Source organism: Bradyrhizobium sp. Pa8, from assembly GCF_052588265.1.
Map to the genome: position 1 here is coordinate 4,914,524 of NZ_CP176767.1, position 24,239 is coordinate 4,938,762.

General features: G+C 64.2%; 27 protein-coding genes and 1 pseudogene. 15 read left to right on the forward strand and 13 right to left on the reverse strand.

Translation table 11 applies throughout. The features are described 5' to 3' along the window. Nucleotides 1-117: 117 nt before the first annotated feature. Nucleotides 118-321 (forward strand): hypothetical protein, encoded by a 204-nt coding sequence (locus tag ACKWRH_RS22610; protein WP_445215318.1) that lies wholly within the window; start codon nt 118-120, stop codon nt 319-321. A 146-nt stretch (nt 322-467) separates the two neighbouring features. After that, nucleotides 468-623, forward strand: coding sequence for a hypothetical protein (locus ACKWRH_RS22615; protein WP_445215319.1), 156 nt, complete (start codon nt 468-470; stop codon nt 621-623). Nucleotides 624-734: 111 nt separating this feature from the next. Here ACKWRH_RS22615 and ACKWRH_RS22620 read toward each other — a convergent pair whose 3' ends face one another. Together ACKWRH_RS22620 and ACKWRH_RS22625 are read right to left on the reverse strand one after the other, a co-directional pair. Further along, the gene (locus ACKWRH_RS22620) at nt 735-1,112 is read right to left on the reverse strand and encodes a response regulator (RefSeq protein WP_014495213.1); all 378 of its coding nucleotides are present in this window, start codon (nt 1,110-1,112) and stop codon (nt 735-737) included. A gap of 111 nt (nt 1,113-1,223) precedes the next feature. Beyond that, nucleotides 1,224-2,018 carry a Spy/CpxP family protein refolding chaperone gene (locus ACKWRH_RS22625; protein WP_445215320.1) on the reverse strand — a complete coding sequence of 265 codons (795 nt, stop codon included), beginning with the start codon at nt 2,016-2,018 and terminating at the stop codon, nt 1,224-1,226. Between the two features lie 486 nt (nt 2,019-2,504). Between ACKWRH_RS22625 and ACKWRH_RS22630 the strand changes: the two genes are divergently transcribed. From ACKWRH_RS22630 to ACKWRH_RS22655, 6 genes are all read left to right on the forward strand, one after another. Continuing rightward, the gene (locus ACKWRH_RS22630; protein ID WP_445215321.1) at nt 2,505-3,845 is read left to right on the forward strand and encodes an ABC transporter substrate-binding protein; all 1,341 of its coding nucleotides are present in this window, start codon (nt 2,505-2,507) and stop codon (nt 3,843-3,845) included. Nucleotides 3,846-4,004: 159 nt separating this feature from the next. Beyond that, entirely contained in the window at nt 4,005-4,943 is a 939-nt protein-coding gene (locus ACKWRH_RS22635; RefSeq protein ID WP_445215322.1) for a carbohydrate ABC transporter permease, read from the forward strand. After that, the gene (locus tag ACKWRH_RS22640; protein WP_445215323.1) at nt 4,943-5,854 is read left to right on the forward strand and encodes a carbohydrate ABC transporter permease; all 912 of its coding nucleotides are present in this window, start codon (nt 4,943-4,945) and stop codon (nt 5,852-5,854) included. Before ACKWRH_RS22635 ends, ACKWRH_RS22640 begins: the two co-directional genes overlap by 1 nt. A 20-nt stretch (nt 5,855-5,874) precedes the next feature. After that, on the forward strand, nt 5,875-6,975 hold the full coding sequence (locus tag ACKWRH_RS22645) for an ABC transporter ATP-binding protein (protein ID WP_445215324.1): 1,101 nt from the start codon (nt 5,875-5,877) through the stop codon (nt 6,973-6,975). 34 nt (nt 6,976-7,009) lie between these two features. Continuing rightward, entirely contained in the window at nt 7,010-7,999 is a 990-nt protein-coding gene (locus tag ACKWRH_RS22650) for a hydroxyacid dehydrogenase (RefSeq protein WP_445215325.1), read from the forward strand. A gap of 168 nt (nt 8,000-8,167) precedes the next feature. Next, complete coding sequence (locus ACKWRH_RS22655; protein WP_445215326.1) at nt 8,168-8,674, forward strand: hypothetical protein; 507 nt, start codon at nt 8,168-8,170, stop codon at nt 8,672-8,674. On the opposite strand, the gene ACKWRH_RS22660 is transcribed toward ACKWRH_RS22655, so the two are convergent. After that, a complete protein-coding gene (locus ACKWRH_RS22660) occupies nt 8,671-9,174 on the reverse strand; it encodes a DUF1993 domain-containing protein (RefSeq protein WP_282519578.1) in 504 nt (167 codons plus the stop codon). The genes ACKWRH_RS22655 and ACKWRH_RS22660 overlap by 4 nt on opposite strands. A gap of 113 nt (nt 9,175-9,287) precedes the next feature. Here ACKWRH_RS22660 and ACKWRH_RS22665 point away from each other — a divergent pair, with 113 nt between their 5' ends. From ACKWRH_RS22665 to ACKWRH_RS22675, 3 genes are all read left to right on the forward strand, one after another. Next, nucleotides 9,288-10,070, forward strand: a complete 783-nt coding sequence (locus ACKWRH_RS22665) for a transporter substrate-binding domain-containing protein (protein ID WP_445215327.1) — start codon at nt 9,288-9,290, stop codon at nt 10,068-10,070. 258 nt (nt 10,071-10,328) lie between these two features. Next, nucleotides 10,329-11,204 carry a DUF2147 domain-containing protein gene (locus ACKWRH_RS22670; RefSeq protein ID WP_445215328.1) on the forward strand — a complete coding sequence of 292 codons (876 nt, stop codon included), beginning with the start codon at nt 10,329-10,331 and terminating at the stop codon, nt 11,202-11,204. A gap of 180 nt (nt 11,205-11,384) precedes the next feature. Beyond that, on the forward strand, nt 11,385-11,741 hold the full coding sequence (locus ACKWRH_RS22675; RefSeq protein ID WP_445215329.1) for a hypothetical protein: 357 nt from the start codon (nt 11,385-11,387) through the stop codon (nt 11,739-11,741). A 142-nt stretch (nt 11,742-11,883) separates the two neighbouring features. On the opposite strand, the gene ACKWRH_RS22680 is transcribed toward ACKWRH_RS22675, so the two are convergent. Further along, nucleotides 11,884-12,288, reverse strand: a complete 405-nt coding sequence (locus ACKWRH_RS22680; RefSeq protein ID WP_248877621.1) for a (R)-mandelonitrile lyase — start codon at nt 12,286-12,288, stop codon at nt 11,884-11,886. Between the two features lie 18 nt (nt 12,289-12,306). After that, the gene (locus ACKWRH_RS22685; protein ID WP_008129640.1) at nt 12,307-13,005 is read right to left on the reverse strand and encodes a ribonuclease activity regulator RraA; all 699 of its coding nucleotides are present in this window, start codon (nt 13,003-13,005) and stop codon (nt 12,307-12,309) included. A gap of 258 nt (nt 13,006-13,263) precedes the next feature. Between ACKWRH_RS22685 and pxpB the strand changes: the two genes are divergently transcribed. The 3 genes from pxpB to ACKWRH_RS22700 are packed head-to-tail and all read left to right on the forward strand — an operon-like array spanning nt 13,264 to nt 15,832. Next, nucleotides 13,264-13,995 (forward strand): 5-oxoprolinase subunit PxpB, encoded by a 732-nt coding sequence (gene pxpB / locus ACKWRH_RS22690; RefSeq protein WP_445215330.1) that lies wholly within the window; start codon nt 13,264-13,266, stop codon nt 13,993-13,995. After that, nucleotides 13,992-15,029, forward strand: coding sequence for a biotin-dependent carboxyltransferase family protein (locus ACKWRH_RS22695; RefSeq protein ID WP_445215331.1), 1,038 nt, complete (start codon nt 13,992-13,994; stop codon nt 15,027-15,029). Before pxpB ends, ACKWRH_RS22695 begins: the two co-directional genes overlap by 4 nt. Nucleotides 15,030-15,061: 32 nt before the next feature. Further along, nucleotides 15,062-15,832: a LamB/YcsF family protein gene (locus tag ACKWRH_RS22700; RefSeq protein WP_445215332.1), complete on the forward strand. Its 771-nt coding sequence runs from the start codon at nt 15,062-15,064 to the stop codon at nt 15,830-15,832. On the opposite strand, the gene ACKWRH_RS22705 is transcribed toward ACKWRH_RS22700, so the two are convergent. The 5 genes from ACKWRH_RS22705 to ACKWRH_RS22725 form a co-directional block, all read right to left on the reverse strand. Continuing rightward, nucleotides 15,833-15,985, reverse strand: coding sequence for a hypothetical protein (locus ACKWRH_RS22705; RefSeq protein WP_014495196.1), 153 nt, complete (start codon nt 15,983-15,985; stop codon nt 15,833-15,835). 331 nt (nt 15,986-16,316) lie between these two features. Further along, nucleotides 16,317-17,924: a sulfite reductase subunit alpha gene (locus tag ACKWRH_RS22710; RefSeq protein WP_445215333.1), complete on the reverse strand. Its 1,608-nt coding sequence runs from the start codon at nt 17,922-17,924 to the stop codon at nt 16,317-16,319. Next, nucleotides 17,921-19,702, reverse strand: coding sequence for a NirA family protein (locus ACKWRH_RS22715; protein ID WP_445215334.1), 1,782 nt, complete (start codon nt 19,700-19,702; stop codon nt 17,921-17,923). Before ACKWRH_RS22715 ends, ACKWRH_RS22710 begins: the two co-directional genes overlap by 4 nt. A 332-nt stretch (nt 19,703-20,034) precedes the next feature. Further along, complete coding sequence (locus ACKWRH_RS22720; protein ID WP_445215335.1) at nt 20,035-21,198, reverse strand: CmpA/NrtA family ABC transporter substrate-binding protein; 1,164 nt, start codon at nt 21,196-21,198, stop codon at nt 20,035-20,037. Beyond that, entirely contained in the window at nt 21,195-21,785 is a 591-nt protein-coding gene (locus ACKWRH_RS22725; RefSeq protein ID WP_027559205.1) for an ANTAR domain-containing response regulator, read from the reverse strand. The genes ACKWRH_RS22720 and ACKWRH_RS22725 overlap by 4 nt, the downstream gene beginning before the upstream one ends. 111 nt (nt 21,786-21,896) lie before the next feature. Here ACKWRH_RS22725 and rimO point away from each other — a divergent pair, with 111 nt between their 5' ends. Beyond that, nucleotides 21,897-23,222 (forward strand): 30S ribosomal protein S12 methylthiotransferase RimO, encoded by a 1,326-nt coding sequence (rimO, locus tag ACKWRH_RS22730; RefSeq protein WP_445215336.1) that lies wholly within the window; start codon nt 21,897-21,899, stop codon nt 23,220-23,222. An 89-nt stretch (nt 23,223-23,311) separates the two neighbouring features. Here rimO and ACKWRH_RS22735 read toward each other — a convergent pair. The 3 genes and pseudogenes from ACKWRH_RS22735 to ACKWRH_RS22745 form a co-directional block, all read right to left on the reverse strand. Continuing rightward, a pseudogene (locus ACKWRH_RS22735) lies at nt 23,312-23,437 on the reverse strand (hypothetical protein); the annotation flags it as partial. Then, on the reverse strand, nt 23,434-23,853 hold the full coding sequence (locus ACKWRH_RS22740; protein ID WP_014495189.1) for a carboxymuconolactone decarboxylase family protein: 420 nt from the start codon (nt 23,851-23,853) through the stop codon (nt 23,434-23,436). The pseudogene ACKWRH_RS22735 and the gene ACKWRH_RS22740, both read right to left, overlap by 4 nt. After that, nucleotides 23,786-24,217: a MerR family transcriptional regulator gene (locus ACKWRH_RS22745; protein ID WP_445215337.1), complete on the reverse strand. Its 432-nt coding sequence runs from the start codon at nt 24,215-24,217 to the stop codon at nt 23,786-23,788. Before ACKWRH_RS22745 ends, ACKWRH_RS22740 begins: the two co-directional genes overlap by 68 nt. Nucleotides 24,218-24,239 lie beyond the last annotated feature (22 nt).

The following is a 24,239-nucleotide window of genomic DNA, read 5'->3' on the forward strand; positions in this document are numbered from 1 at the left end:
TAACTATACACAGCTGATTGCAGCCAAGGCGCGGTTCCACGCAGGATCGTGCTTGCCCGACTATGTCCGATGGGAAACAATTCCCTGGAGTGTGTGGCGTAGTTGCGGGGGCGTGACATGCGTAAGCAGGACTTGAGTTTCGACTATCACCGCTATCACCGCCTGCTGACCGAGGCGGACGACGATGACAAGCGGCTGGCCCTGATCGAGCTCCTGATCGAGGAAAAGGCGCGCGACCGGCTGGCCGCGCAGCGCGCCTCTGATCGCGCCGCCATGACGGCCCATACCATCGCCACCGTGCTGAAGAACGGCCGCAACTGAGACTTGCGGGACCGCTCGCTGCTCGCGCAAACACGCAAGCGACTGCGATTCCGTTAACGATCCCTCGCAAGCTCGCGTCAAACTTTTTGCTCTAAGAGCTTCCCGTACCTGATGCAATTCAGGGGTCAACAAAGGGGGGAATGAACATGAGCATGATTTCGCTTGCCGCGATCCCGGCCGCCGTCGAAACCCGTTTTGCCGATTCTTCGTTCAAGACCATCTTGCTGTTCTGCTGCATGGGCCTGGTCGCCTCGTTCGGCGTGATGGCGCGCGGCATCGACCTCAGCGCTGGCCTGATCTGAGACCACGACACATTCTTTCGCCAAATGGCCGCCCCTCACGGGCGGCCATTTTCGTTGGCGATCTCAGTACGGCGCCTTCTCGGTGAGGAGCCTTGTCAACGAGGAGCCTTCTCAGTGAGGAGTTTTGGCGACCGCGTCCGGAAACAGCGAATCGATCATCACCTTGAGCTGGTCGAGGGAAATCGGCTTGCGCAGGATCGGCCGCCGCCGGAGCAAGGACGGCAGCAGCTCCGGCCCGTAGCCGGTGGCGAACAGAAACGGCTTGCCGCGGCGCTCGATCAGGTCGGCGACGGGATCAACGTAGAGGCCCTTCAGGTTGATGTCGAGGATGGCGAAATCGTATTGCGCGGTCATCGCAAAGGCGCTCGCGTCCCGGACATTGTCCGCTTCTGCGACGACATGGTGGCCGAGTTCCTCCACCATGTCGGCGATCATCATCCGGATCAACGCCTCGTCTTCGACCAGGAAAACGGAGAGTCCGTCCGCCATATCAACCCCGCAGTCAGCTTACGAAGCTAACCATACCCGAAATGCGGAGAGGATTCACGAATTCGTGGCGGGCGCCGTTAATTCAGACGCCCGCAATCGGATTCAACTTGATTAATCCAGCCCGCGCTCGTGGCTGAGGCGCACCATCTCCTGGATGAAGACCTCCTTCTGCTTGTCGTCGAGGCTCGAATAAAGCGGCTCGGCGGCATCGGCGACGTTGCGCTGGTCGGCGGCGCGGTCGATCAGGAATTGCGATTCGTTGCGCATCTGCTCGATGATGTCGTCAGGCGGATCCCGCTTGGCGCGGGCGATCCGCAGGTTGAGCCGCTCCGCGCCATTATGCCCCAGGTAGTGCATAGCGCTCGAGAAGCCGAACCAGTGCTTCTCCTGATCGGGCGTCAGGTTCAACTCGGTCTTGATCCGCTCGATATAGGAGTCGCTGTTGGCGACGATCTGCTCGGCGGTCTGTTGCGGCGCGCCGGGCTGGGTGAGGACGGTGACGTCCTTATTGTCCTTGTTGTCCTGCGGCGCATTCCTGGCTTCCTTGCTCGCCTTGGCGCCCTTGCCCGCCTTGGCGGTCTCCTTGGCGCTCTTGGCATCCTTGTCCTTACCGGCGCCCGGCTGCTTGGAATCCTTGCTCGCATCCTTGGGAGCCGGAGCCGGCTGGTTGTTGTTATTGACGCCGAGCACGCCGGTGAAGACACCGACCACGCCGCCGATCGCACCGCCCAGCACGCCGCCAACGGGTCCGGCCGCCTTGTTGCCGGCCGCGGCCCCATCCTGAACGCCCTTGACCAGGCCTTGCGCCTGCGCAACCGCTGCGGCGCCGAGCAGCACCGCGAGCACGGAGCCCAGCGCGAACCATCGCCGTAGGTGAAGCCGCGCAGGCGGCGCCGGGTTGATCATTCTGGTCTCCATCGTCAATCCGATTGTCCTGTCCGGGTGGGGGCCACCCGGCGGTTGCAACTCTATCGTTTTCGCCGCGTCGCGGTCCAGCCGCAGCCAAATGCTGTCCGCGCCCGAAAACTGTTTGGCGCGAAGCGGTTATGAAGGCTTATTCGAAACTGCGGCGTAATTGCGCACGAGATGTCCCGCGCTCCTTGCCCCGAAGTGTGCGTCGCAAAATGCGCTGCCGAGGTTCACCTCTGGTGCGCGCCGCGAGACGGCGCCGCCGCATTCCCGGACGCAACGTTAGTTCTAGACGGCGACCCGTTCGGCTTCCTCGACAGACGGGATCAATCATGATCTGATCGCGCTACCAATTTGCTGCGCTTCGCGCGATTTCACGGCGAGGCGGTCGCACAAGAAGAAACGCGAACAAGAAATCAAAAACAAAACTCGGAATGCCAGAGGAAGCACCAGAACAATAAAACACCCAGGTGAGGAAACGAGATGTCACGCAAGACACTGACGCGACGTCAATTTGTGGCTGCCACTGCAATGTCCTCCGCGGCGCTGATCTCGGCGCCTTATGTCCGGGGCGCTTACGCCGCCGGCAAACTCTCGATCGGCTTCTGGGACCACTGGGTCCCCGGCGCCAACAAGGCCTCGACGGATCTCGTCAACGAATGGGCCGCAAAGGAGAAGGTCGAAGTCTCCATCGATTACATCACCAGCAACAACAAGAAGATCGAGCTGACCGCCGCGGCCGAAGCGCAGGCCAAGTCCGGTCATGACATTCTTCAGATGCCGAGCTGGTGGCCGCAGGCCTATGCCGAGAATCTCGAGCCGCTCAACGACGTCATGGAGCCGCTGCTCAAGCAGAACGGCGAGGTGAACGGCACCGTCAAATATCTCGGACAGTCCGGCGGCAAATGGCTCGCGGTGCCCGCGACGCCCGGCAGCCAGATCAAGGGCCCCTGCTCCCGCATCGACCTCATGAAGAAGCATGCCGGCATCGACGTGCAGGAGATGTATCCGGCCGGCGGCCCGCCCAAGGTCGAGAACTGGACGATGGAGACCTTCCTGAAGGCGGCCGAGGCCTGCCACAAGGCGGGCTTCGCGTTCGGCATCGGTATGGGCGAGACCACGGACAGCGTGGACACCGCCGGCGCGCTCTTCCAGTCGTTCGGCGCCGAGCTCGTCAATGCCAAGGGCGACATCACGGTGAAGACCGACCAGGTTCGCCAGGCCATGGAGTTCTACAAGAAGCTGATCGCGTTCCTGCCGCCGGATGCACCGTCCTGGGACGACGCCTCCAACAACAAATGGCTGATCTCCGGCCGCGGCGCCATGATCCTCAATCCGCCGAGCGCCTGGGCCGTTGCCAAGCGCGACGCGCCGCAGGTCGCCGAACAGTGCTGGACGCACGGCTTCCCGTCGGGTCCCAAGGGGCGGTTTGCGCCGTACCTGCCCTACTTCTGGGGCGTCTGGAGCTTCGGCAAGAACAAGGAGGCGGCCAAGAGCCTGCTCGTTCACATGTCATCGCCAGCCTCGATCGAGAAATTCGTCGCGGTGAGCGGCGGCTACGACCTGCCGGCCTACGCGAACATGACCAAGTTCAAGACATGGGAGGAGGAAGGGCCGCCAAAGGGAACGCTCTTCCACTACCCGGACCCCTACAAGCATCAGACGCTGTCGATCGCAGCGTCGCCCGCGCCGCCGAAGATCGCGCAACAGATCTACTTCCAGGCGACGCTGACCAAGATGGCGCTGCGTTTTGCGCGCGGCGAAACCATGGAGCAGGCGCTCGCCTGGGCCGAAGGCGAGTGCGAAGGCTTCATGCGAAGCTAGACCGCGATGGGACAGGACGGCTCGCGCCGCGTGCGCGAGCCGTCCGCATCCCATCATCGGATCCGCATGCCTGCAAAGCCGCCCTAAAGGCCGGGTTTGCAGTTGGAAGTCCGCAAAGAGAAGCTGCTGCCTCAAGAGAGCTGATTCAAGGAAGCTGACATGGCCGATGTCGTCGTTGAGCGAGGTCGCGTCGCCCGTGCGGCGGGCGCGCGCAAGGGATCGAGCCTGCGCAATGCACTGGGACGAAAATCGACCGTGGCGTTCTTCCTGACGTTGCCGCTGATTCTCCTGATCGCCCTGCTCGTGCTCTATCCCGCCTTCTATTCGGTCTACCTGGCGACGCTGAACAAGGCGATGACGAAATTCGTCGGCCTCGGCAATTTCACCTTCCTGTTCAAGCGCGAGACGTTCTGGATGGTGGTGCGACAGTCCTGCATTTTCGCGATCACCGCCGTAATCTTCAAGGCGTTGATCGGCTTCATCGTCGCGCATTTCGTCCACAACATTCCGGGCAAAAAGCAACGCAAATGGCGCGGCATGCTGCTGGTCCCCTGGGTGATCCCGCCGGCGATGAGCACGCTGGCATGGCTGTGGCTGTTCGATCCCTCCTACAGCGCGTTCAACTATACGCTCTCGTTCTTCGGCGTCGGCCCCATCCCCTGGCTCGGTGACACCTTCTGGGCACGTTTCTCCGTCATCCTCGTCAACGTCTGGTACGGCGCGCCATTCTTCCTGATCATGTATTTGGCCGCACTGAAATCCGTACCTGACCAGCTCTATGAAGCCGCGGCGATCGATGGCGCCAATTGGTGGCAAAAAATCTGGCACATCACCTTGCCGATGATGCGCAACATCATCGCCATCACGACCCTGTTCTCCCTGATCGTGACCTTCGCCAACTTCGACATCGTGCGCATCCTGACGTCCGGCGGGCCGCTGGATACGACGCATCTGTTCGCCACATGGGCGTTCCAGGTCGGCATCCAGAGCAGCGACATTCCGCTCGGCGCCTGCGTCTCCCTGTTCATGGTGCCGATCCTCGCCGTCGCAGCGATCTTCATCCTGCGCGATGTCACCAAACGCGGGAACGAAGCCTGATGAGCACGCTTGCAATCGACAAGGGCGGCCCGACGCGCAAGGTCAAGCTTGGCAGCATGAGCCGCGACCGCACCTGGGCGCTGCGCTGGTCCTATTTCTTCCTGGTGCTGTTCGCGATCTTCTTCCTGACGCCGCCGATCTACATGCTGATCACATCGCTCAAGAGCAGCGCGGAAATATCGGCTGCGACCAACCCCTGGTGGGTGTTCCACCCGACGCTGTCGAACTATGTCGAGCTTCTGACCTCGAACCAGTTTCTGCGCTTTTTCTGGAATTCGTCGATCGTGTCGATCGTGGTCGTCATCATCACGATGTTGATCAGCATCCCCGCGGCCTTCGCGCTGGCCCGCATGAAGTTCTGGGGCTCGGCGACGCTGGCCACCGGCGTCTTCCTCACCTACCTGATCCCGGACAGCCTCCTGTTCATCCCGTTGTTCAAGACACTCGGGCTCGTCCAGGATCTGACCGGCATCACGCTGCTCAACAGATGGTACGTGTTGCTGTTCATCTATCCAACGCTGACGGTGCCGTTCTGCACCTGGATCATGATCGGCTATTTCGCCTCGATCCCGAAGGAGCTGGATGAAGCTGCCCTGATCGATGGCGCCTCCTGGCTCCAGACCCTGACGCGGATATTCATCCCCGTCGCGCTGCCCGGGCTGATCGCAGCGACTATCTTCGCCTTCACCGTGTCGTGGGCGCAGTTCCTCTATCCCCTCGTGTTCACGACGTCGGTGGACCAGCTCGTGCTGCCGGTCGGCATCACCACCACGCTGATCAAGGGCGACGTGTTCAACTGGGGGCAGATCATGACCGGCGCTCTGCTCGGCGCAGCTCCGCCGCTGGTCATCTACGCCTTCCTGATGGACTACTACATCGCCGGCCTGACCGCCGGCGCGACGAAGGGTTGATATCGAGGGGTTGAAGTGCAATGGCCGACGTTTCCCTGCGCAAGGTGATCAAGCGTTACGACGATGTCGAAGCCGTGCGCGGCATCGATCTCGATATCTCCGACCATGAGTTCATCGTCCTCGTCGGCCCCTCTGGCTGCGGCAAGTCGACGACGTTGCGCATGATCGCGGGACTGGAGGACATCACCGACGGCGACATCATGATCGGCGGCGACGTCGTCAACGACGTGCCGCCCAAGGACCGCGACATCGCGATGGTGTTCCAGAACTACGCTCTGTACCCGCACATGACGGTCGCGGAGAACATGTCGTTCGGGCTGCGCCTGAAGCACTATCCCAAGGCCGAGATCAAGGCGCGGGTGACGGAAGCCGCCCGCCTCCTCGACATCACCGACCTGATCGACCGCAAGCCGAAGCAGCTCTCCGGCGGTCAGCGCCAGCGCGTCGCGATGGGCCGCGCCATCGTGCGCAATCCGAAAGTGTTCCTGTTCGACGAGCCGCTGTCCAATCTCGACGCCAAGCTGCGCGTGCAGATGCGGATCGAGATCAAGAAGGTGCACCAGAAGGTGCGCACCACCACGGTCTACGTCACCCACGACCAGGTCGAGGCGATGACGTTGGCTGACCGCGTCGTTGTGATGAACAAGGGCCGCATCGAGCAGATCGGCACGCCGAACGAGCTCTACCACAAGCCGGTGACGCGCTTCGTCGCCGGCTTCATCGGCTCGCCCGCGATGAATTTCATCCCGTGCCGGCTGGAGGATGCCGGCGGCACACTCCAGATCCGCCTGACCGATCGCATCGCGTTCGCGCTGCCGCCCGCCCGCGCGGCGCGCTACAACGCACTGCCGCGCACCGACCAGCTGCTGCTCGGCATCCGGCCCGAGCATCTCACCGAGTCGCACGCGCATCTCGGGCCGGGGATCGAAACCTTCGAGACCGTGCTCGACGTCACCGAACCAATGGGTATGGAGACGCTGGTCTATTTCGGGCTCGACGGCACACCTATCTGCGGCCGCGTCGATCCCAATGCCGGCGCCAAGGACGGGGCACCCATGCGTTTGGCGATGGACCTCAACAATATGCACCTGCTAAACGAGGCGACCGGCGCCGTGTTGTGATGCCGGTCCAAGAAACTCGCGCGGGCAGGAGACGATGGCGACCAACAAGAAGAAGATTTTCGTTACGCAAACCTTGTCGCAAGGGGCACGCGCCCTCCTCACCCAGCGCGACGATATCGAGCTCGTCGAGTTTGCGAACCTGATCTCGGCGAAGGACTTCGAGGCCTTGCTGAAGAGCCACGCCCCGGTTCACGGCGTGGCGCTCGGCGCCACCGCTTTCGGCGAGACCGAGCTCGAGGCATCCCGCGACATGAAAGTGGTGACGCGGATCGGCGTCGGCTATGACGCCGTCGACGTACCCGCCCTCTCCCGCCGCAAGGTGCCCCTGATGGTCGCGGGCAGCGCCAACTCGCCCTCGGTCGCCGAGCAGGCGCTGTTCATGATGCTGACGCTGGCCAAGCGCGCGCAGGAGATGCATGCCTGCGTCAAGGACGGCAAATGGGCCGACCGGCTCGGCATGCTGCCGTTCGATCTCTACGGCAAGACCGTGCTCGTCGTCGGCTTCGGCCGCATCGGCACACGCACCGCCAAGCGCTGCCTGGCGATGGACATGAAGGTGCAGGTCTACGATCCCTACAAGCCTGCCGCCGAGATCAAGGCCGCGGGCTGCGAGCCCGTCGCCGATCTCGACGCGGCGCTGCCCAACGCCGACTTCGTCACCATCCATTGCCCGAAGACGCCGGAAACCGTCGGCCTGTTCGACGCGGCGCGGATCGGCCGGATGAAGCCGAAATCCTATCTCATCAACACCGCACGCGGCGGCATCGTGAAGGAGGCTGCGCTATACGACGCCCTGGTCTCCGGCAGGATTGCCGGTGCCGGGATCGACGTGTTCGAGGTGGAGCCGCCGCCGGTCAGCAACGCGCTGTTCGCGCTGCCCAACGTCATCATGGCCCCGCACGTCGCCGGCGTCACCGTCGAGGCGGTGAGCCGCATGAGCGAGCAGACCGCTCGCAACATCCTGAGTGTGCTGGACGGCGATCCTATCCGGCAGAACATCATCAACCAGGACGTGCTCGGCTGAGCCGACCTCCAGGCGGGCGGTTATCCGCCCGCCTCCGGAACGCCAGAATGCGTCCCATTTTGGTGCAGATCGAGCCCAAACTCAGCCTTAATCAAACCCGCGTAATAAGGCCGGCCGCGGCGGCAGTGGGACAGACTTGCCGGCCGCGTCGAGCTGGAGGATGAACCCTTGTCAGAGATCGACCCGACCGACCACGCGCTGGCGACCATCGCCAGCATTTTGGAGCACCCCGAGCCCGTCCTCGTCGTCCGCGAGACCGAGACCGAAATCGTGGTCGCCGGTGAGCACGTGGTCGCCGACGAGCATCCATCTACCTCCGACGAGCATCTGGCCTCCGACGAGCATCTGACCACCGAGGAGCATCCCGTGGTCGAGGAGCAGCCGCTGGTGCCGGAGCACACCGATGCCGACGGCTACAGCAAAGTCGGTCCGGGGCCGATGGTGGCGATCCGACTGAAATGGACGGTCCATCGCGGCGATGACGGCCAGTTCTACGTCCACGAGACCATCGGCGAGCAGTCCGCGCCCGTGGTCAGCGGCCCGATGACGAGCGAAGCCGCGGTGCTTTTCGTCGACGCGCACGAGGACGAGGCACATCGGCGCTTCGAGGAGCTGCGCAGCGAGATCGCCGGCCGCAGCTCGCTCGCCGATTACGAGCGCAAGGGCGAAGCCTAGCGCTCGCGGGGGCCGAGAAAATCCCGCTTCACGAGCTCGACCCCGGCATGCCGGAGCAGGTCGTAGGACGTCGTGACGTGAAAGAAGAATTGCGGGACGCTGAACGTCAGAAGCAGCGTCCGCCCGGTGAAGGGCAGCTCGGTCCCGTTTTTCAGCCTGAAGAAGACATTCCGTTCCGCCGCGCTATCGATCTCGGCGCGCGACAGACTTTCGATGAACTCGATTGACGTCGCAATGCGCGCCTGCAGCCCGGCGATGTCGTGCTCCAGCGCCGGCAGCGCCACCGGCTCTTGCTCGGCCAGCAAGGCCGGCGCGACCGTGGCATGGCGGCACGCCTCCCCTATCTGCTGCGCCAGATCGTACATGTTCGGCGCCATGCGCATGCCGAGCAGGACGGCCGGATTGAACTTCCGGCTTTCGGCATAGGCGACGCCCTTGTCCAGCAGTGCCGACAGGTTGCGCAGATACGGCACGAAGACGCCGACCGAGGCGTCATACATCGAGATCGTCACCCTAAATTCCCTTCAATTCCGCCTCGCCAGCGACGGGCATCTGGTCTAAGTCCAAGTTTCAAGAGCTGCACAATGACAGCTCGGGCATGGGTGGAAAAGAGATGATCGTTCGAATCGTGGCGGCCTTGGCCGCGGTCCTGCTGGCGAACTTTTCGGCGTATGCGCAGCAGCCGGCGCCGTCGCGCCTCGACGAGATCGTCAAGCGCGGCACTTTGCGCGTCGGCATGACCGGCGACTACAAGCCCTTCACCTACCTGGACAAGGCGACGCAGCAGTTCAGCGGCTTCGACGTCGACATGGCGGAGGCACTCGGCAAGGCGCTCGGCGTCAAGGTCGAATTCGTACCGACGGCCTGGCCGAAGCTCATGAAGGACTTCGAGGCCGACCAGTTCGACATCGCCATGGGCGGCGTCTCGGTCACGCTCGACCGGCAGAAGAAGGGCTTCTTCTCGATGCCGATCATGCGCGAAGGCAAGACGCCGATCGCACGCTGCGCCGAGGTCGGCAAGTACCAGACCATCTCCGACATCGACAAGAAGGGCACCCGCGTCATCGTCAATCCCGGCGGCACCAACGAGCGGTTCGCGCGCGCCAACATCAAGGACGCCGAGATCAACGTCTTCCCCGACAACACCGTGATCTTCGACGAGATCGCCAAGGGTAACGCCGATTTGATGATGACGGACGCCTCCGAGACCCGCTATCAGCAGAAGCAGCATTCCGGCGTGCTCTGCGCAGTACATCCCGAAAAGCCGTTCGACTTCTCGGAGAAGGCCTACTGGCTCCAGCGCGACATGGCGCTGAAGGCTTTCGTCGACCAGTGGCTGCACATCTCGATGGAGGACGGCAGCTACAGGAAGATCTACGCCGCCTGGTTCGACTAGAGCGTTTTCCGAGCGTAGTGGATATCGGTTCGCGTAAGGAAGACGGAATCTAGAGCCTCGTTCCGATCCCATCGGAGCGGCGCTCCAGGCCGCGTCCTCCTGTTGCTTGTCTCGGCCAAACTGTGGACGGGTTCCGGGCGTATTGAACCCGAACCAGCCGGACCACGACTCATACGGTGACAGTGATCTAGATCACTTTTTGCGATCGAACCGGCGCGTAAAGCGTTGGTACGGGGACCAGCTGTTCAGGAGACGGAAATGAGGAAGCTGTTGGCCACGGCCGCATTCCTTTTGGCGAGCACCGCCGCGCAGGCGCAGTACACTTTCGAATATGGCGGGCGCACCATCCGCATCGATCCGGACCGCGGCACGGTGCAGATCCCCGGCGTCTATGACAACACCGGCCAGGGCAAGGCGAAGAAAGCCAAGAAGAACGAGACGCCCCCGGGCCAGCAGGCGCCGCAACAGGCCAAGGTTGATCCGCAACCGCCGGCCGCTCCGGTGCCAGCTCCCGCCCCTGTCGCAGCGCCGCCCGCAACCGAACAGGCGCCGGCCGCTGCAGCGCCGCCCCCGCCCGCTCCGCCGCCGTCTGCAACCGCCAGCAACGCGCCGGCCGAAACGGCCGTGTTGCCGCCGCCCGCACCGCCTTCGGTCGAGCAGCAGGCAGCGCCCGCCGTGGCGCCGCCGTCGGCCCCGACTGTGGCTGCTGCACCCCCGGCGCAGCCTCCAGCCCCCGCTCCGGCTCCGGCGCCGGCCCCCGCACCCGTTCAGGCGGCCGCCGTCGCACCGCCGGTTCCCGCAGCCGCACCCGCGCGCGATCTCAATTCACCGCTCGGCATCTGGCTCACCGAGGAGAAGGAAGGCAAGGTCCGCATCGAGCAATGCGGCAGCAATCTCTGCGGCTATTCGGTCGACAGCAAATCGAACCAGAACGGCGAACAGGTCCTCATCAACATGAAACCCGCCAAGGACCAGAACAAGGATCAGAAATGGTCCGGCCGCATCCTCGACCCCAACACCGGCTCAACCTACGATTCCACGATCGCGATGAAGGGCACCGACCGCCTGCGCGTGCAGGGCTGCGCCTTCGGCGGCATGTTCTGCGGCGGCCAGACCTGGACGCGCGTGAACTGAGTCCGACTTCGACGTTCGAACCGAGACAAGGGGCCCGCGATCCGGGCCCCTTTGCTTTTGTCCGCGATCTCCTTGCGGGGTGCGCCACCTCACAGAGCCCCTTGCGCACGTGACAGCTCTCACATCGCGGGTTCCGCGCTCATGCCACGATCCCCGCATGGTCAACCCAAGGGGCGTGTCATGAACGGATTTTGCAAAGGTCTCTTCACCAGCATTGTCGCCATCGCCGTCCCGCTGACGCAGGCGGGCGCGGCGACCTCGACCTTCGATGGCGCCTGGAATGTCCGCATCTCATCATCGAGCGAGACGTGCGGCAACGGCGCAACGGTCTCGATCGGCATCAGCAACGGTCAGATCGCATCGAGCAGCGCCGCGGTTTCAGCATCCGGCCGCGTGGCCGATGCCGGCAACATCAACGTCACCTTGAGCACCGGGATCAAACGCGCCGTCGGCTTCGGCCGGCTCAGCGGCACTTCAGGCTCCGGCACATGGCGCTGCACCCTGTGCACGGGCACGTGGACGGCGGAGCGGATGTGATTTGCCGTGTCCCGGACGCGCTGCAACGCGCAGCGTTGCTGCGCAGAGCCCGGACCCAAGGGCTCTTGCTTTGAGGAAACTTGTGAGCCCCGGATCAGCAACGCAGCGCTTACGCGCTGCATTGCATCCGGGGCACGAGAGATTAGCCCAGCGCCGCGCCGTACTCCGCGTCGGTCACCGGCTCCAGCCAGGTCGAATAGACGCCGTCGAGCGCCTCCTGCATGGCGATGTGGCACATGCTGTTGTTGGGCGAGGCGCCGTGCCAGTGCAGTTCACCCGGCGGAATCCAGACGGTGTCACCGGGACGGATCTCCTGAACCGGACCGCCCTTGGTCTGGACACGGCCGACGCCCGAAATCACGTAGAGCGTCTGCCCAAGCGGATGGTGGTGCCAGTTGGTACGCGCGCCCGGCTCAAAGGTGACGCGCGAGCAGTTCAGCCGCGCCGGCGCCGGGGCCATGATCACGGGGTCCTGCAACACGGTGCCCGTAAAATTTTCCTTGGGCGCGCGGCGGGTCGGCCGTGTGCCTGCGACGGTGATTTCCATGGGATACCTCGTTTCCTGTTACTTCTTGCTGGCGGCGTAGCGCGCCTTTGTTTCGGCGTTCATGGGATAGAGGCCCGGCAACACCGCGCCGTTGTTCACCTCGTTGACGATCCAGGCTTCCATGCGCTCCTGCTCGACGCCCTCATTGAGCACGTGATCGAGCATCGCCTGCGGGATCAGCACGCAGCCGTCCTGGTCGGCGACCACGATGTCGTTCGGGAACACGGCAACGCCGCCGCAACCGATCGGCTCGCCCCAGCCGACGAAGGTGAGGCCTGCAACCGACGGCGGCGCGGCATAGCCGTCGCACCAGACCGGAAGGTTGGTGCCGAGCACGCCCTCGACGTCACGCACCACGCCGTCCGTGACCAGCGCGGTCACGCCGCGTTTCATCATGCGCGCGCAAAGAATGTCGCCGAAGATGCCGGCATCGGTGATGCCCATGGCATCGACCACGGCAATGCAGCCGTCCGGCATCGCTTCGATCGCGGTGCGGGTCGAGATCGGCGACGACCAGGATTCCGGCGTCGCCAGATCCTCGCGCGCCGGCACGAAGCGCAGCGTGAAGGCCGGTCCCACCAGGCGCGGCAGGCCCGGGCGCAGCGGTCGCGCGCCGCGCATCCACACGTTGCGCAGGCCCTTTTTCAGCAGGACCGTGGTGATGGTGGCAGTGGTGATGCCGGCGAGGGTCTTGCGGGCTTCGGGGGACAGCGACATGGACGAAAACGAGCTCCGGATGGGCGGGAAAGAACGCGCGCATCTTGCGAGCCGCAGCCCTTGCGTCAAGGGCCAAAGAGCCAGCAAGAACGCAGGGCCGCTGGGCTGTTATGCGACGCGATAACAACGCTTTATCGTTTCCCCTTGCATTAATTTATTGGACTTGCGGGCGCATTTACGCGAAGCAGGGAAAAGCGGAACTCAAGGCTGAGCCCGCATTTCCTGAGAAGCCCGATTTCGACAGCCCTTCGACAGCTCATGGCCGCGACGCTTCCCCCGCCCCGCCTTCTGCCCAGTGGCGACAGCGCCGTCACGGTCGAATTCAGCCGCACCATCGATGACGCCGCCAACGAGCGCGTGCTCGCGCTCGACAAGGCGCTCGCAGCAAGCCCCATCGACGGCATCACCGAGACCGTTCCGACCTATCGCTCGCTGCTGGTGCATTACGATCCCGGCAAGATCGGCTTCGACGCGCTCGGCGAAAAGCTGCTCGCGCTCGCCAGCCAGCCGCTGCCGCCGGCCACGAGAGCCCGGCGCTGGCGCATTCCCGTCGCCTATGGCGGCGAGCACGGCATCGACCTCGAGGATGTCGCCAAGGCGCTGAACACCACGCCCGACGACATCGTCGCGCGTCACGTCGCCGGCGACTATCGCGTTGCCATGATCGGTTTCACCCCGGGCTGGTCCTATCTCAGCGGCCTCGACAAATCCCTGCACATGTCGCGGCGGCAGAGCCCGCGGCTGTTCACGCCTGCCGGCACGATCTCGATCGGCGGCATCCAGGCCGGGATCCAGTGCCTGGCGGCCCCTAGCGGCTGGCACTTGCTCGGCCGCACGCCTGTCAGAACCTATCAACTCCACCGGAATCCGACCTTTCTCACCGAACCCGGTGATCGCGTGACGTTTTTCGCCATCGACCACAAGACCTTCGAGGAACTGGATCGCGCCGCCGAGGCCGGCGAGATCATCGCCGAGCAGGTGGTCGCGTGAGCCGGCTCGTGATCGCCAGCATCGGTCCCGCAAGCTCCGTTCAGGACGGCGGCCGCCACGGCGCGCAGCGCTACGGCCTAACGGTCAGCGGGGCGATGGACCGTCTGTCGCTGGCGGCAGCGAACACGCTGGTCGGCAACGAGCCGTTCGCGGCCGTGGTCGAGATCGGCCCCTTCGGCGCCACGTTCACCGCGAAAGACGGCGCCGTGCGCGTCGCGATATCAGGCGCCCCGCGCAATGCCGACGTCGGTGGGCGGCCGGTGGCCATGGATACGTCAGTGACGCTCAAGGACGGCGAGACGCTGACGCTGGGCTTTGCCCGCGGCGGGGCGTTCACTTATCTGGCGATCGAAGGCGGGATCAAAGGCGAGCCGGTGTTCGGCAGTCTCGCGGTGAACGCCCGCGCCGGCCTCGGCAGCCCCTTCCCGCGGCCGCTCCAGGCCGGCGATGAATTCACAGTCGATGCCGCAAGCGGCGCGCCGGAGCTGCGCATCGAGTTGCCGAAGCCTGCGAGCGGTCCGATCCGTGTCCTGCTGGGCCCGCAGGACGACGAGTTCGACGACGCCAACAAGGCGCTGTTCCTCGACAGCGAGTGGAAGATCTCGGCGACCTCCGACCGCATGGGCTACCGGCTCGAAGGCCCGGCGATCAAGCATCTGCACGGCCACAACATCGTCTCCGACGGTACCGTCAACGGCAGCATTCAGGTCCCCGGCAACGGCTCGCCGATCGCGCTGATGATGGATCGCGGCACGTCCGGCGGCTATCCGAAGATCGCAACCGTGATCACGGCCGATGTCGGCCGCCTCGCGCAGACCTCGGCGGGAACCGCGTTCCGCTTCCTTGAGGTCACCATGGCCGAGGCGCAGGAGGAGGCGCGCAAGTTCGCGCAACTCATCCGCAACCTGCCCGATCGCCTGCGCTCTTCCGACACCGTCGAGCTGAACATCGAGGCGCTCAGCGATGCTAATGTCGCGGGCTATGCGGTGAGCGCCGTGGATGCCGGGACCTGGCAGGTCACGGCGGAGCCGTAAGCCACAAGACGACCAGAGGCGGAGAGCACCCCATGAAGACGATCGATCTCAATTGCGACCTCGGCGAAGGTTTTGGCGCGTGGGAGATGGGCAACGACGCCGCGATGATCGACCTTGCCAGCTCGGTCAACGTCGCCTGCGGCTTCCATGCCGGCGACCCCGACATCATGCGCCGGACGGTCGAGCTCGCGAAGGCGCGCGGCGTCTCGGTCGGCGCCCATCCCGGCTACCGCGACCTGCACGGTTTCGGCCGGCATCCGATCGCGGGCCTGAAGGCCTCCGAGATCGAGAACCTCGTCGCCTACCAGATCGGCGCGTTGCAGGCGATCGCGACGGCAGCCGGGCACAAGGTCACCCATGTGAAGGCGCATGGCGCGCTCTCCAACGTCGCCTGCGAGGACGACATGACGGCCAAGGCGATCGCCGCCGGCATTAGGGCGGTCGATCCGAGCCTGATCTTCGTCGTGCTCGCCAACTCAAAACTGGTGAAGGCCGGCGAAGACGCCAATCTGCCGATGGTGCACGAGGTATTTGCTGATCGCGCCTATGAGGACGACGGCAACCTCGTCTCGCGCAAGAAGCCCGGCGCGGTGCTGCACGATGCCAAGGCGATCGCCGATCGCGTGGTGCGCATGGTGCAGGATGGCGCGGTGGTCTCGGTGACAGGCAAGGTGATCAAGATGCGCACGGACACGGTGTGCATCCACGGTGACACGCATGGCGCGGTCGACATCGCGCGCGGCCTGCGTCAGGCGTTGAAGGATGCGGGGATCGAGGTCGCGCCGTTCAAGCGCGGGGCGTGATCAGAACGGGTGCACCGAGAGCGTGCCGAACACGATGGCCGCGATGACCGCGAAGGCGCTGTAGAGCCCAACGTGATGCATGCTCGCCCCGGTCCGACGCGAGAGCGAGCGCGCGTAGAAGTGCAGCCTGGCTTCCGCCGATAGTTCGCGCATGGTCGATCTCCAACGCCCCATTTGCGTGAGTATGAAGGATCAACCCTGGCGGGAGGCAAGATGGCGGCGAAAATAGCGATGGAGGTTCTCTGAAGGCGCCCCGTCGCAGGCGCAAATTCTCTTCGCCTGCGGGTTCCGAGAATCTTATTCGTTAAGATCCGAGCCAGCTGGAACCGGCCCGGATGACGGTGGGATGACAGTCGGGCGAAGGCATTCAGACCCCCCTCCAACAAAATTGTCGAAAACAACCCCATGCACAGTAGAAACGACCCAGCGGCCCGACGCCCGGCAGTTGCGCCGCCGGGACGATTTGCGCTGATCGGCTCGCGCCTTAGTAGACGTCAGCCTGGAAGCGGCCCGTCTTCTTGAGCTCGGCGACAAAACTGACGGCCTCATCCGTCGAACGTGCCCCGAACTGCGCGACGATGTCGACCAGTGCGCGCTCGACGTCCTTGGCCATGCGCTTGGCATCACCGCAGATGTAGAGATGTGCGCCCTCGGCGAGCCAGGTCCACACCTCGCGGCCGACCTCGCGCATGCGGTCCTGCACATAGAACTTCTTCTCGCCGTCGCGTGACCAGGCCAGCGACATGCGCGTCAGCAGCCCCGAGGTCTTCATCGCGTTGAGCTCTTCCTGGTAGAAGAAATCGCAATCGCTGCGCTGATGGCCGAAGAACAGCCAGTTCTTGCCGGGCGCGCCGGTCGCCTTGCGGTCGAGCAGGAAGGCGCGGAACGGCGCGATGCCGGTGCCGGGGCCGATCATGATGACAGGCGTCTTCGGATCCTGCGGCAGGCCGAAACCGTGCGCCTTCTGCACATAGACCTTGAGCTTCTCGCCCTCGGCGATGCGTTCGCCGAGGAAGGTCGAGGCCACGCCGATCCGCTTGCGCTTGCCGATGACGTAACGCACGGAGTCCACCGTCAGCGACAGTTTTCCCGGCGTCGCATTGTGCGAGGACGAGATCGAATACAGCCGCGGCTGGAGCGGCTCCAGCGCCTCGACGAAGGCCTCCGGATGCGGCCGCGTGCCCGAAAACTTCTGGAGCGCCGCCATGACGTCGAGCGTGGCGGCGTCGCCATCGGGATCCTCGCCCTGTGCCAGCGCCCGCGCCTTTTCGCGCTGCGCGCCGCCGGTGATGAAGGAGATCAGCTCGAACAGCGTGTCGGGCGCCGGCGACAGCGAGACGTCGTCGATCAGCACCTCGCGCAGCGTCTTGCCGTTGACCTTGGTGGTGTGGGAGGCGCCGAGCAGCGCGATGATCTGATCGACGAGGCCGACCTCATTGTGTGCGAACACGCCAAAACTATCGCCAACGACATAGTCGAGCTTGCTCTCGGCGAGATCGAACTCGACGTGATAGGTCTCTTTCTCCGACTTCCCCTTGTTGAGCAGGCGCCGCGACAGGAACGTCGCCGCGACCGGGTTGTCGCGCGAGCGGCCGGGCTCAGCGATCGTCACCGTCACGGCCGGCGCCGCCACCGCATCCACCTTGTCGGCCGCCTTGGCCGCTGGCGCCTTGTCCAGCTCCTCGTACAGCGACTTCAGCATCCGCGCGGTTTCCTTGCCGCCGGGGACACAGAGATTGAGCCGTGCTTCGCTACGGGTGGCGATCGCCTCCGAATAGTCGTGGCAATTGTAGCCGCACTGGCCGCAGTCCTGCTGCGCCATCGCGGCCATCATCTTGCGGCGCACGGGACGGCCTTCGGCGAGTTTCATCCGGTCCGCGATCGGCATGGTCTGGTCGTGCCATGGCGCTTCACCGTCGTCGCCGTCACCGGCTTGCATGACGGCTGCGCCCTGCTCCGCCGACAACGGCGTGGCCACGTCAGGCGACAACAGCCCGGCGAAGAAGCCGTTGAGCCAGGAGCGCTGCGCGTCGGAGAACGGGGCGCTGGCGGGAATGATGTCGAGTTTCGGCGGAGGCGTGATCTGGTTCATGCGGACACCTGTGCATCGGCAAGCTTGCGCAGCGTTTCGCCATCATGGCGGCGCGCAAAGGACAGGAAGGTTTCGTCGGGCGACGAGCGGTGAGCGATATATGCCTTGAGCAGTCCCTCGACTGTCTTCGGCGCGTCTTCGGCCTTGAGGTCGTGATAAACCTCCTGCCCGACATCCGCATCGGGACCGAACCCGCCGCCGGTGAAGAGGTGATAACCCTCCACCGTGTCTTCGTCGTTCACCGGCACACGCGCCCCGATCAGGCCGATGTCGCTGATGTAATGCTGCGCGCAGGAATGATGGCAGCCGGTGACGTGGATGTTGACCGGCTTGTCCATGGCGACGCGCGGCTCGCACCAGTCGCCGATCTCGGCGGCATTGCGCTTGGTATCGGAAGCCGCGAAACGGCAGCCGGCACTGCCGGTGCAGGCGATCAGGCCGGCGCGGATGTGTGAGGCGTCGACCGCGAGCCCGATCTGCTTGATCGCCGCAATGGCGAGCTCGACATTCTCGTCGCGCACGCCCGATATCAGCAGGTTCTGCCAGACGGTCAGGCGGATCTCGCCGTCGCCGAGGTCCTGCGCCACTTTGGCCAGCCCCCGCATCTGATCGCAGCTGATCTTGCCGAGCGTCAGCGAGATGCCGATCCAGTTCAGGCCATCCTGCTTCTGCTTGTGCACGCCGATATGCGCCATGCGGTCAGCGGCTGGCCGCGGCGCAAACGCCTCTTCCGGCACGCGCGTGAACGGCGTCATCAGCCGCTCCTCGACGAGTTTAAGGAAACCGTCGTGGCCCATGGCATCGAGCACGTATTTCAAACGCGCCTTGTTGCGGTTGGTGCGGTCACCGTGATCGATGAACACGCGCACGATGGCGTCGGCGACGGCGGTGGCCTGCTCCGGCTTGACGATGATGTTGGAGTATTTTGCAAAGTCCTTGTGGCCGGTGATGCCGCCGAGGCCGAGGCGGAACCAGACACCGGGCTCGAGACCAAATCCATCTTTCACCTCGAACGCGGTAAAGGCGATGTCGTTGGTTTCCTCCAGCACCGCGATCCTGCCGGCGCCGTCGAAGGCGACGTTGAACTTGCGCGGCAGGCCGTAGAGCGAGCGGTCGTTGAGAATGTGGTAGTGCCACTCGCGAGCATAGGGGCGCGTGTCGATCAGCTCCTGCGGATCGATTCCGGCGGTCGGCGTTCCCGTCACGTTGCGGATGTTATCGGCGCCGGAGCCGCGCGAGCACAGGCCGAGATCCTGGATGCCCTCGATCAGCTTGATCGCATTCTTCGGCGGGATCTCGCGGAGCTGGAGATTGGCGCGCGTCGTGACGTGGCTGTATGGTCCGCACAGCTCGTCGGCGAGATCGGCAAGGCCGGACAGCTGCCAGTGCTTCATGATGCCGTTCGGGATGCGCAGCCGGCACATGTAGGAGTCCTGTGTCGGCGCGACGTAGAAGATGCCGTAATAGCGCCAGCGGAAATTGTCCGCCGGGCTCGGCGGCGCGTTGTCGAGCGCCTGCTGCCGCAGTCGCGGATAGGCATCGAAGGGATGCTCGTCGCGCTTGAACTTCTCCTGGTCGGCGAGCTTCTTGCCGGCTGCGATGACCTTGTCCTGCGCCTTGATGTGGACGGCGTCGGGGCCCCTGGGCTCGGCATTGGCCTTGCCGGCGCTGCCGCCAAGACCGCGACCGACCCGGCTGATCTGCAAACCGGTCGTGAAGCCTTCGAGATAGCGTTTCTGCTCGTCGGAAAAGTCGACTGAGAGCGTATCGATTTTCATGGTCGGTAACGAAGCTCCTGCGGCCACCGGGTGGCATCGACGGAAAATTGCGCGACCCGCGAGGAACCCGGCTGGCTCAAGAAGCCGGCTGCGCACCCAACGGTCCGGTCAGCTTCGTTGCTGCGGGACTTGGCTCAGCAGGCGTCTGTGACAAGCTGGCCGCACTGCAACATACAAGTTGCGTGCCAGCTTCGATGAAATGAAAATTACTTTAATTTCAGATGGTTACAGACAAGCCGGAAAATCGCGGTCCGGAACTCTCATGAAATTCGAGCAGGCGGCCCAAAATTTAGCCGATGATCTCTTCCGCCCAAAAACGATGCAGGACCGAATCAGGCCTTCCAGCGTCCGACCTCGAAGGCCTCCAGATGCCCGCGGATGTTGCCGGGATCGAAGGCCGGGCCCGCAAATGCCCCGAACGCCGCGGGGGCTTCAGCGGGCGATTGCTGACCGAGGGCTGCGTCGTAGAGGTCGGGCCTGAACACGGCCATCGCCGTCTTGACGCCGTCCGGCGTCAGTGCGGTCTGCCCCCAGCGCACCATCTGCGCATAGAGCCAGGCCGCCTGGACGGGGTCCGGGCGCCCTGCCCCTTCGCGTCCGACCAGGAGATAGCGACCGCTCTCGCGGAGGGTGCCGTCGGGAGAAATCTTCAGGCGCCCGGTGAGGGTTCGCTGAATGACTTCGGCATCGACGCCGATCCGCTCCGGCTGCGCCAGGATCCGCGCCGCCTCAGACAGGTTCGCGGGGTTCTCGATGAACTCGGCGCCCTTCACGGCCGCGCGCACCAGCGCTGCCACCACATCCGGATGCTTGTCGGCCCAGACCTGACGGACGGCCAGCACCTTCTCTGCCGCGCGCACGAGAATGTCGGAGACGAAATGCAGGATGTGGCCGATGCCGAGATCGACTGCGACTGAATTCCACGGCGCGCCGACACAGAACGCATCGACATGGCCATTGGCGAGGCTATCGACCATGAAGGGCGGCGGCAGCACCACGAGGCGCACATCCTCATCCGGATCGACGCCCGCCGCCGCCATCCAGAACCGCAGCTGGTAATTGTGGGTCGAGAACGGGAAGGTCATGCCGAAGGTCAGCGGATCGGCACCTAGCTTGCGACGCTTCGCGACGACCTTCGCCAGCGCTTTCGCCGTGACAAGCGGATCAAAGCGGTCGCCGTCGATCTCCTCCATCAGCGCGGCATGGAGCGCCGGCGAGACCGTGATCGCGTTACCGTTGACGCCGAGGTTGAACGGCGCCGCGATCGGCACCTTGACGTGGCCGAGCCCGAGTGAGGACGCGATCGCCACCGGCGCCAGCAGATGCGCGGCGTCGAACAGGCCGATATTGAGCTTGTCGCGCACGTTGGACCAGGAGACCTCGCGCACCAGCTCGACCTCGAGCCCTTCGGCGGCGGCAAAGCCCTTGTCGACCGCGACGATCAGGGCGGCGGCGTCGACCAGCGGGATGAACCCGATGCGGAGGGGACCGGTCATTTCAGCATCTCCGACGCGGTGATGATCGACTGCGCGATCTCGCCGATTTTCTTCTTCTCGCGCATCGCCGTGGAGCGCAGCAGCACGTAGGCCTCGTCCTCGGTGAGGCCCTTGACCTTCATCAAAATTCCCTTGGCCTTCTCGATGATCTTGCGGTCCTCGAGCTGCGACTTGGTGCGCTCCAGCTCCTCCTGGAGTTTTGCGAAGGCGTTGAAGCGGGACACGCAGAGGTCGAGGATCGGCTTGATGCGCTCCTTCTTCAACCCGTCGACGATGTAGGCGGATACTCCCGCCTCCACGGACGCCTGGATCGAGGCTGAATCGCTCTGGTCCACGAACATCGCGATCGGCCGCTTCACGGCGCGGCTGACCTGGAACATCGCCTCAAGCACGTCGCGGCTGGGGTTTTCCAGATCGATCAGGATGATGTCGGGATCCACCGCATAAATACGGGCGAGCAGGCTCTGCATCTCGCGGATATGGACGACCTGCGTGAATCCGGCCTCCCGCAACCCTTCCTCGAGGATCGCAGCCCGGATCGGGCTTTCGTCGACAATCACGATTTTAGGCGACTGTTCGGCGCTCATAGCTCACTCACCACCCGGCGATTCATCCATAGCATGCCGGAGGGCGATGCAAAGGGTTGTAATTATGGGCAATTGGGACTAGCTCTGGCCTGTCAATCAGGCAGATCAGATATGGATCAGACGGCTGCGCCCAAGGTCAGCTTCGTGTCGCTCGGGTGTCCCAAGGCATTGGTGGATTCCGAGCGCATCATCACGCGCCTGCGCGCCGAGGGCTACGAGCTCGCTCGCAAGCATGACGGGGCCGACATCGTCATCGTCAATACGTGTGGCTTCCTCGACAGTGCCAAGCAGGAATCGCTCTCGGCGATCGGCGAGGCCATGGCCGAGAACGGCAAGGTGATCGTGACCGGTTGCATGGGCGCGGAACCCGAGCAGATCGAGCAGGCCTATCCCGGCGTGCTCTCCATCACCGGCCCGCAGCAATATGAGAGCGTGCTGGACGCCGTGCATCGCGCGCTGCCGCCCGCCCACAATCCGCATCTCGATCTGGTGCCGCCGCAGGGCATCAAGCTGACGCCGCGCCACTACGCCTATCTGAAGATCTCCGAAGGCTGCAACAACCGCTGCACCTTCTGCATCATCCCGAAACTGCGCGGCGATCTCGTCTCGCGCCCGGCCAATGACGTGCTGCGCGAGGCCGAGCGCCTCGTCGGCGCCGGCGTCAAGGAATTGCTGGTGATCTCGCAGGACACGTCGGCCTACGGCGTCGATCTCAAATATTCCGAGAGCCCGTGGAAGGATCGCCAGGTCCGTGCCAAATTCCTCGACCTCGCGCGCGAGCTCGGCGAGCTCGGCGCATGGGTCCGGCTGCAATATGTCTACCCCTACCCGCATGTCGACGAGGTCATCGCGCTGATGAACGAGGGCAAGGTGCTGCCCTATCTCGACATCCCGTTCCAGCATGCGAGCCCCGAGGTGCTGAAGGCGATGAAGCGCCCCGCAGCGCAGGACAAGACGCTGGCGCGGATCAAGCGCTGGCGCGAGGAATGTCCCGATCTCGCTCTTCGCTCGACCTTCATCGTCGGCTTCCCCGGTGAGACCGATGCCGATTTCGCCTATCTGCTCGACTGGCTGGATGAGGCCGAGATCGATCGCCTCGGCTGCTTCAAATACGAGCCGGTTGCCGGTGCGACGTCGAATGCGATCGAGAATCCCGTGCCCGAAGAGATCAAGCAGGAGCGCTACAACGCGCTGATGGCCCGCCAGCAGAAGATCTCCGCGCGCCGGCTGAAGCGCAAGGTCGGCACGCGCCAGCAGATCATCATCGACGAGGTCGGCCCGACGGTTTCGAAAGGCCGCTCCAAGGCCGACGCGCCGGAGATCGACGGTGCGGTCTACCTGTCGAGCCGGCGCCCCTTGCGGGTCGGCGAGATCGTCACCGCGAAGATCGAGCGCGCGGACCAATACGACCTGCACGGTAGCGTCGCCGGGTTCTGAGGCGCTCCGTCATTGCGAGCAATCCAGAATCCCTCCGCGGAGACAGTATGGATCGCTTCGTTGCGCTCGCAATGACGATGTGGAAACAATCACGCCAGCCGTTTCGGCACCCAGCGCTCGGGCCGCGGTGCCCGGGCGATATCGGCCTGCGCTTCGGTCAGTTTTGCGGGCTCGCCGTCAATGATCGAGCGCACATCGTATTCGAAGTTCGTCATGTCGCTTCTCCCGACGCCTGCCGTCCGTCATGCGCGGAAAACACCTCCTTGGCTGCGAACAGCCCGTTCACCGCCGCCGGGAAGCCCGCATAGACGGCCATCTGCATGATGATCTCCACGATCTCGTCGCGAGACAGCCCGACGTTCAGACCCGCCTCGATATGCACTTTGAGCTGAGGCGCGGCATTTCCGAGCGCCGTCAGCGCGGCGATCGTCGCGATCTCTCGATCGCGCAGGCCGAGGTCCGGGCGGCTGTAAATGTCGCCGAAGGGAAACTCGATCACGTAGCGTGCGAAATCCGGAGCGATGTCGGCGAGTGAGGCGACGACCTTTTCGCCGGCTCTGCCGTCAATGCGTGACAGGGCCCGCTGGCCGCGATCGAAGCGGCTTTCGGCTTGTGTTTGGGCGTGCGTCATTTTCCTTCGTCCTCTGTTCGTCGCCGGCATAGCCGGCGATCTTGGTATCAAGGACGAGCAGGCATTCCTGGAGTTCGGCAATCTCCGTGCGAACCTGTTCCCGGTGGATTTCCAGCATCTGCCGCCGGGCTAGCCCAGTGGCTTCGCCTTCATCACGAAGCGCCGCATAACGCAACATGTCCCGGATCGGCATTCCCGTGGTCTTGAGCCGACCGAGGAATGCGATCCATGTGAGGATCGATTCGTCAAAGTCACGCTGGCCGGAACGATCCCGGTCTGCGTATGGCAAAAGCCCGATGCGCTCATAATAACGCAGCGTGTGAGACGACAAGCCGGTTCGTTTTGCGAGGTCGCCGATCTTCATGTGTGCCCGTTCTCGTACTGAC

What these genes read in the sequence shown, in the direction of transcription:
- ACKWRH_RS22745 (WP_445215337.1), bottom strand. Translation starts at nt 24,217, where the DNA reads ATGAAGATCGGCGACCTCGCAAAACGAACCGGCTTGTCGTCTCACACG.
- ACKWRH_RS22685 (WP_008129640.1), bottom strand. Translation starts at nt 13,005, where the DNA reads ATGTCGCTGTCCCCCGAAGCCCGCAAGACCCTCGCCGGCATCACCACT.
- rimO (WP_445215336.1), top strand. Translation starts at nt 21,897, where the DNA reads ATGGATCAGACGGCTGCGCCCAAGGTCAGCTTCGTGTCGCTCGGGTGT.
- ACKWRH_RS22625 (WP_445215320.1), bottom strand. Translation starts at nt 2,018, where the DNA reads ATGATCAACCCGGCGCCGCCTGCGCGGCTTCACCTACGGCGATGGTTC.
- ACKWRH_RS22670 (WP_445215328.1), top strand. Translation starts at nt 10,329, where the DNA reads ATGAGGAAGCTGTTGGCCACGGCCGCATTCCTTTTGGCGAGCACCGCC.
- pxpB (WP_445215330.1), top strand. Translation starts at nt 13,264, where the DNA reads ATGGCCGCGACGCTTCCCCCGCCCCGCCTTCTGCCCAGTGGCGACAGC.
- ACKWRH_RS22680 (WP_248877621.1), bottom strand. Translation starts at nt 12,288, where the DNA reads ATGGAAATCACCGTCGCAGGCACACGGCCGACCCGCCGCGCGCCCAAG.
- ACKWRH_RS22630 (WP_445215321.1), top strand. Translation starts at nt 2,505, where the DNA reads ATGTCACGCAAGACACTGACGCGACGTCAATTTGTGGCTGCCACTGCA.
- ACKWRH_RS22665 (WP_445215327.1), top strand. Translation starts at nt 9,288, where the DNA reads ATGATCGTTCGAATCGTGGCGGCCTTGGCCGCGGTCCTGCTGGCGAAC.
- ACKWRH_RS22610 (WP_445215318.1), top strand. Translation starts at nt 118, where the DNA reads ATGCGTAAGCAGGACTTGAGTTTCGACTATCACCGCTATCACCGCCTG.
- ACKWRH_RS22635 (WP_445215322.1), top strand. Translation starts at nt 4,005, where the DNA reads ATGGCCGATGTCGTCGTTGAGCGAGGTCGCGTCGCCCGTGCGGCGGGC.
- ACKWRH_RS22740 (WP_014495189.1), bottom strand. Translation starts at nt 23,853, where the DNA reads ATGACGCACGCCCAAACACAAGCCGAAAGCCGCTTCGATCGCGGCCAG.
- ACKWRH_RS22725 (WP_027559205.1), bottom strand. Translation starts at nt 21,785, where the DNA reads ATGAGCGCCGAACAGTCGCCTAAAATCGTGATTGTCGACGAAAGCCCG.
- ACKWRH_RS22660 (WP_282519578.1), bottom strand. Translation starts at nt 9,174, where the DNA reads ATGTATGACGCCTCGGTCGGCGTCTTCGTGCCGTATCTGCGCAACCTG.
- ACKWRH_RS22640 (WP_445215323.1), top strand. Translation starts at nt 4,943, where the DNA reads ATGAGCACGCTTGCAATCGACAAGGGCGGCCCGACGCGCAAGGTCAAG.
- ACKWRH_RS22650 (WP_445215325.1), top strand. Translation starts at nt 7,010, where the DNA reads ATGGCGACCAACAAGAAGAAGATTTTCGTTACGCAAACCTTGTCGCAA.
- ACKWRH_RS22620 (WP_014495213.1), bottom strand. Translation starts at nt 1,112, where the DNA reads ATGGCGGACGGACTCTCCGTTTTCCTGGTCGAAGACGAGGCGTTGATC.
- ACKWRH_RS22615 (WP_445215319.1), top strand. Translation starts at nt 468, where the DNA reads ATGAGCATGATTTCGCTTGCCGCGATCCCGGCCGCCGTCGAAACCCGT.
- ACKWRH_RS22705 (WP_014495196.1), bottom strand. Translation starts at nt 15,985, where the DNA reads ATGCGCGAACTATCGGCGGAAGCCAGGCTGCACTTCTACGCGCGCTCG.
- ACKWRH_RS22700 (WP_445215332.1), top strand. Translation starts at nt 15,062, where the DNA reads ATGAAGACGATCGATCTCAATTGCGACCTCGGCGAAGGTTTTGGCGCG.
- ACKWRH_RS22715 (WP_445215334.1), bottom strand. Translation starts at nt 19,702, where the DNA reads ATGAAAATCGATACGCTCTCAGTCGACTTTTCCGACGAGCAGAAACGC.
- ACKWRH_RS22645 (WP_445215324.1), top strand. Translation starts at nt 5,875, where the DNA reads ATGGCCGACGTTTCCCTGCGCAAGGTGATCAAGCGTTACGACGATGTC.
- ACKWRH_RS22675 (WP_445215329.1), top strand. Translation starts at nt 11,385, where the DNA reads ATGAACGGATTTTGCAAAGGTCTCTTCACCAGCATTGTCGCCATCGCC.
- ACKWRH_RS22710 (WP_445215333.1), bottom strand. Translation starts at nt 17,924, where the DNA reads ATGAACCAGATCACGCCTCCGCCGAAACTCGACATCATTCCCGCCAGC.
- ACKWRH_RS22720 (WP_445215335.1), bottom strand. Translation starts at nt 21,198, where the DNA reads ATGACCGGTCCCCTCCGCATCGGGTTCATCCCGCTGGTCGACGCCGCC.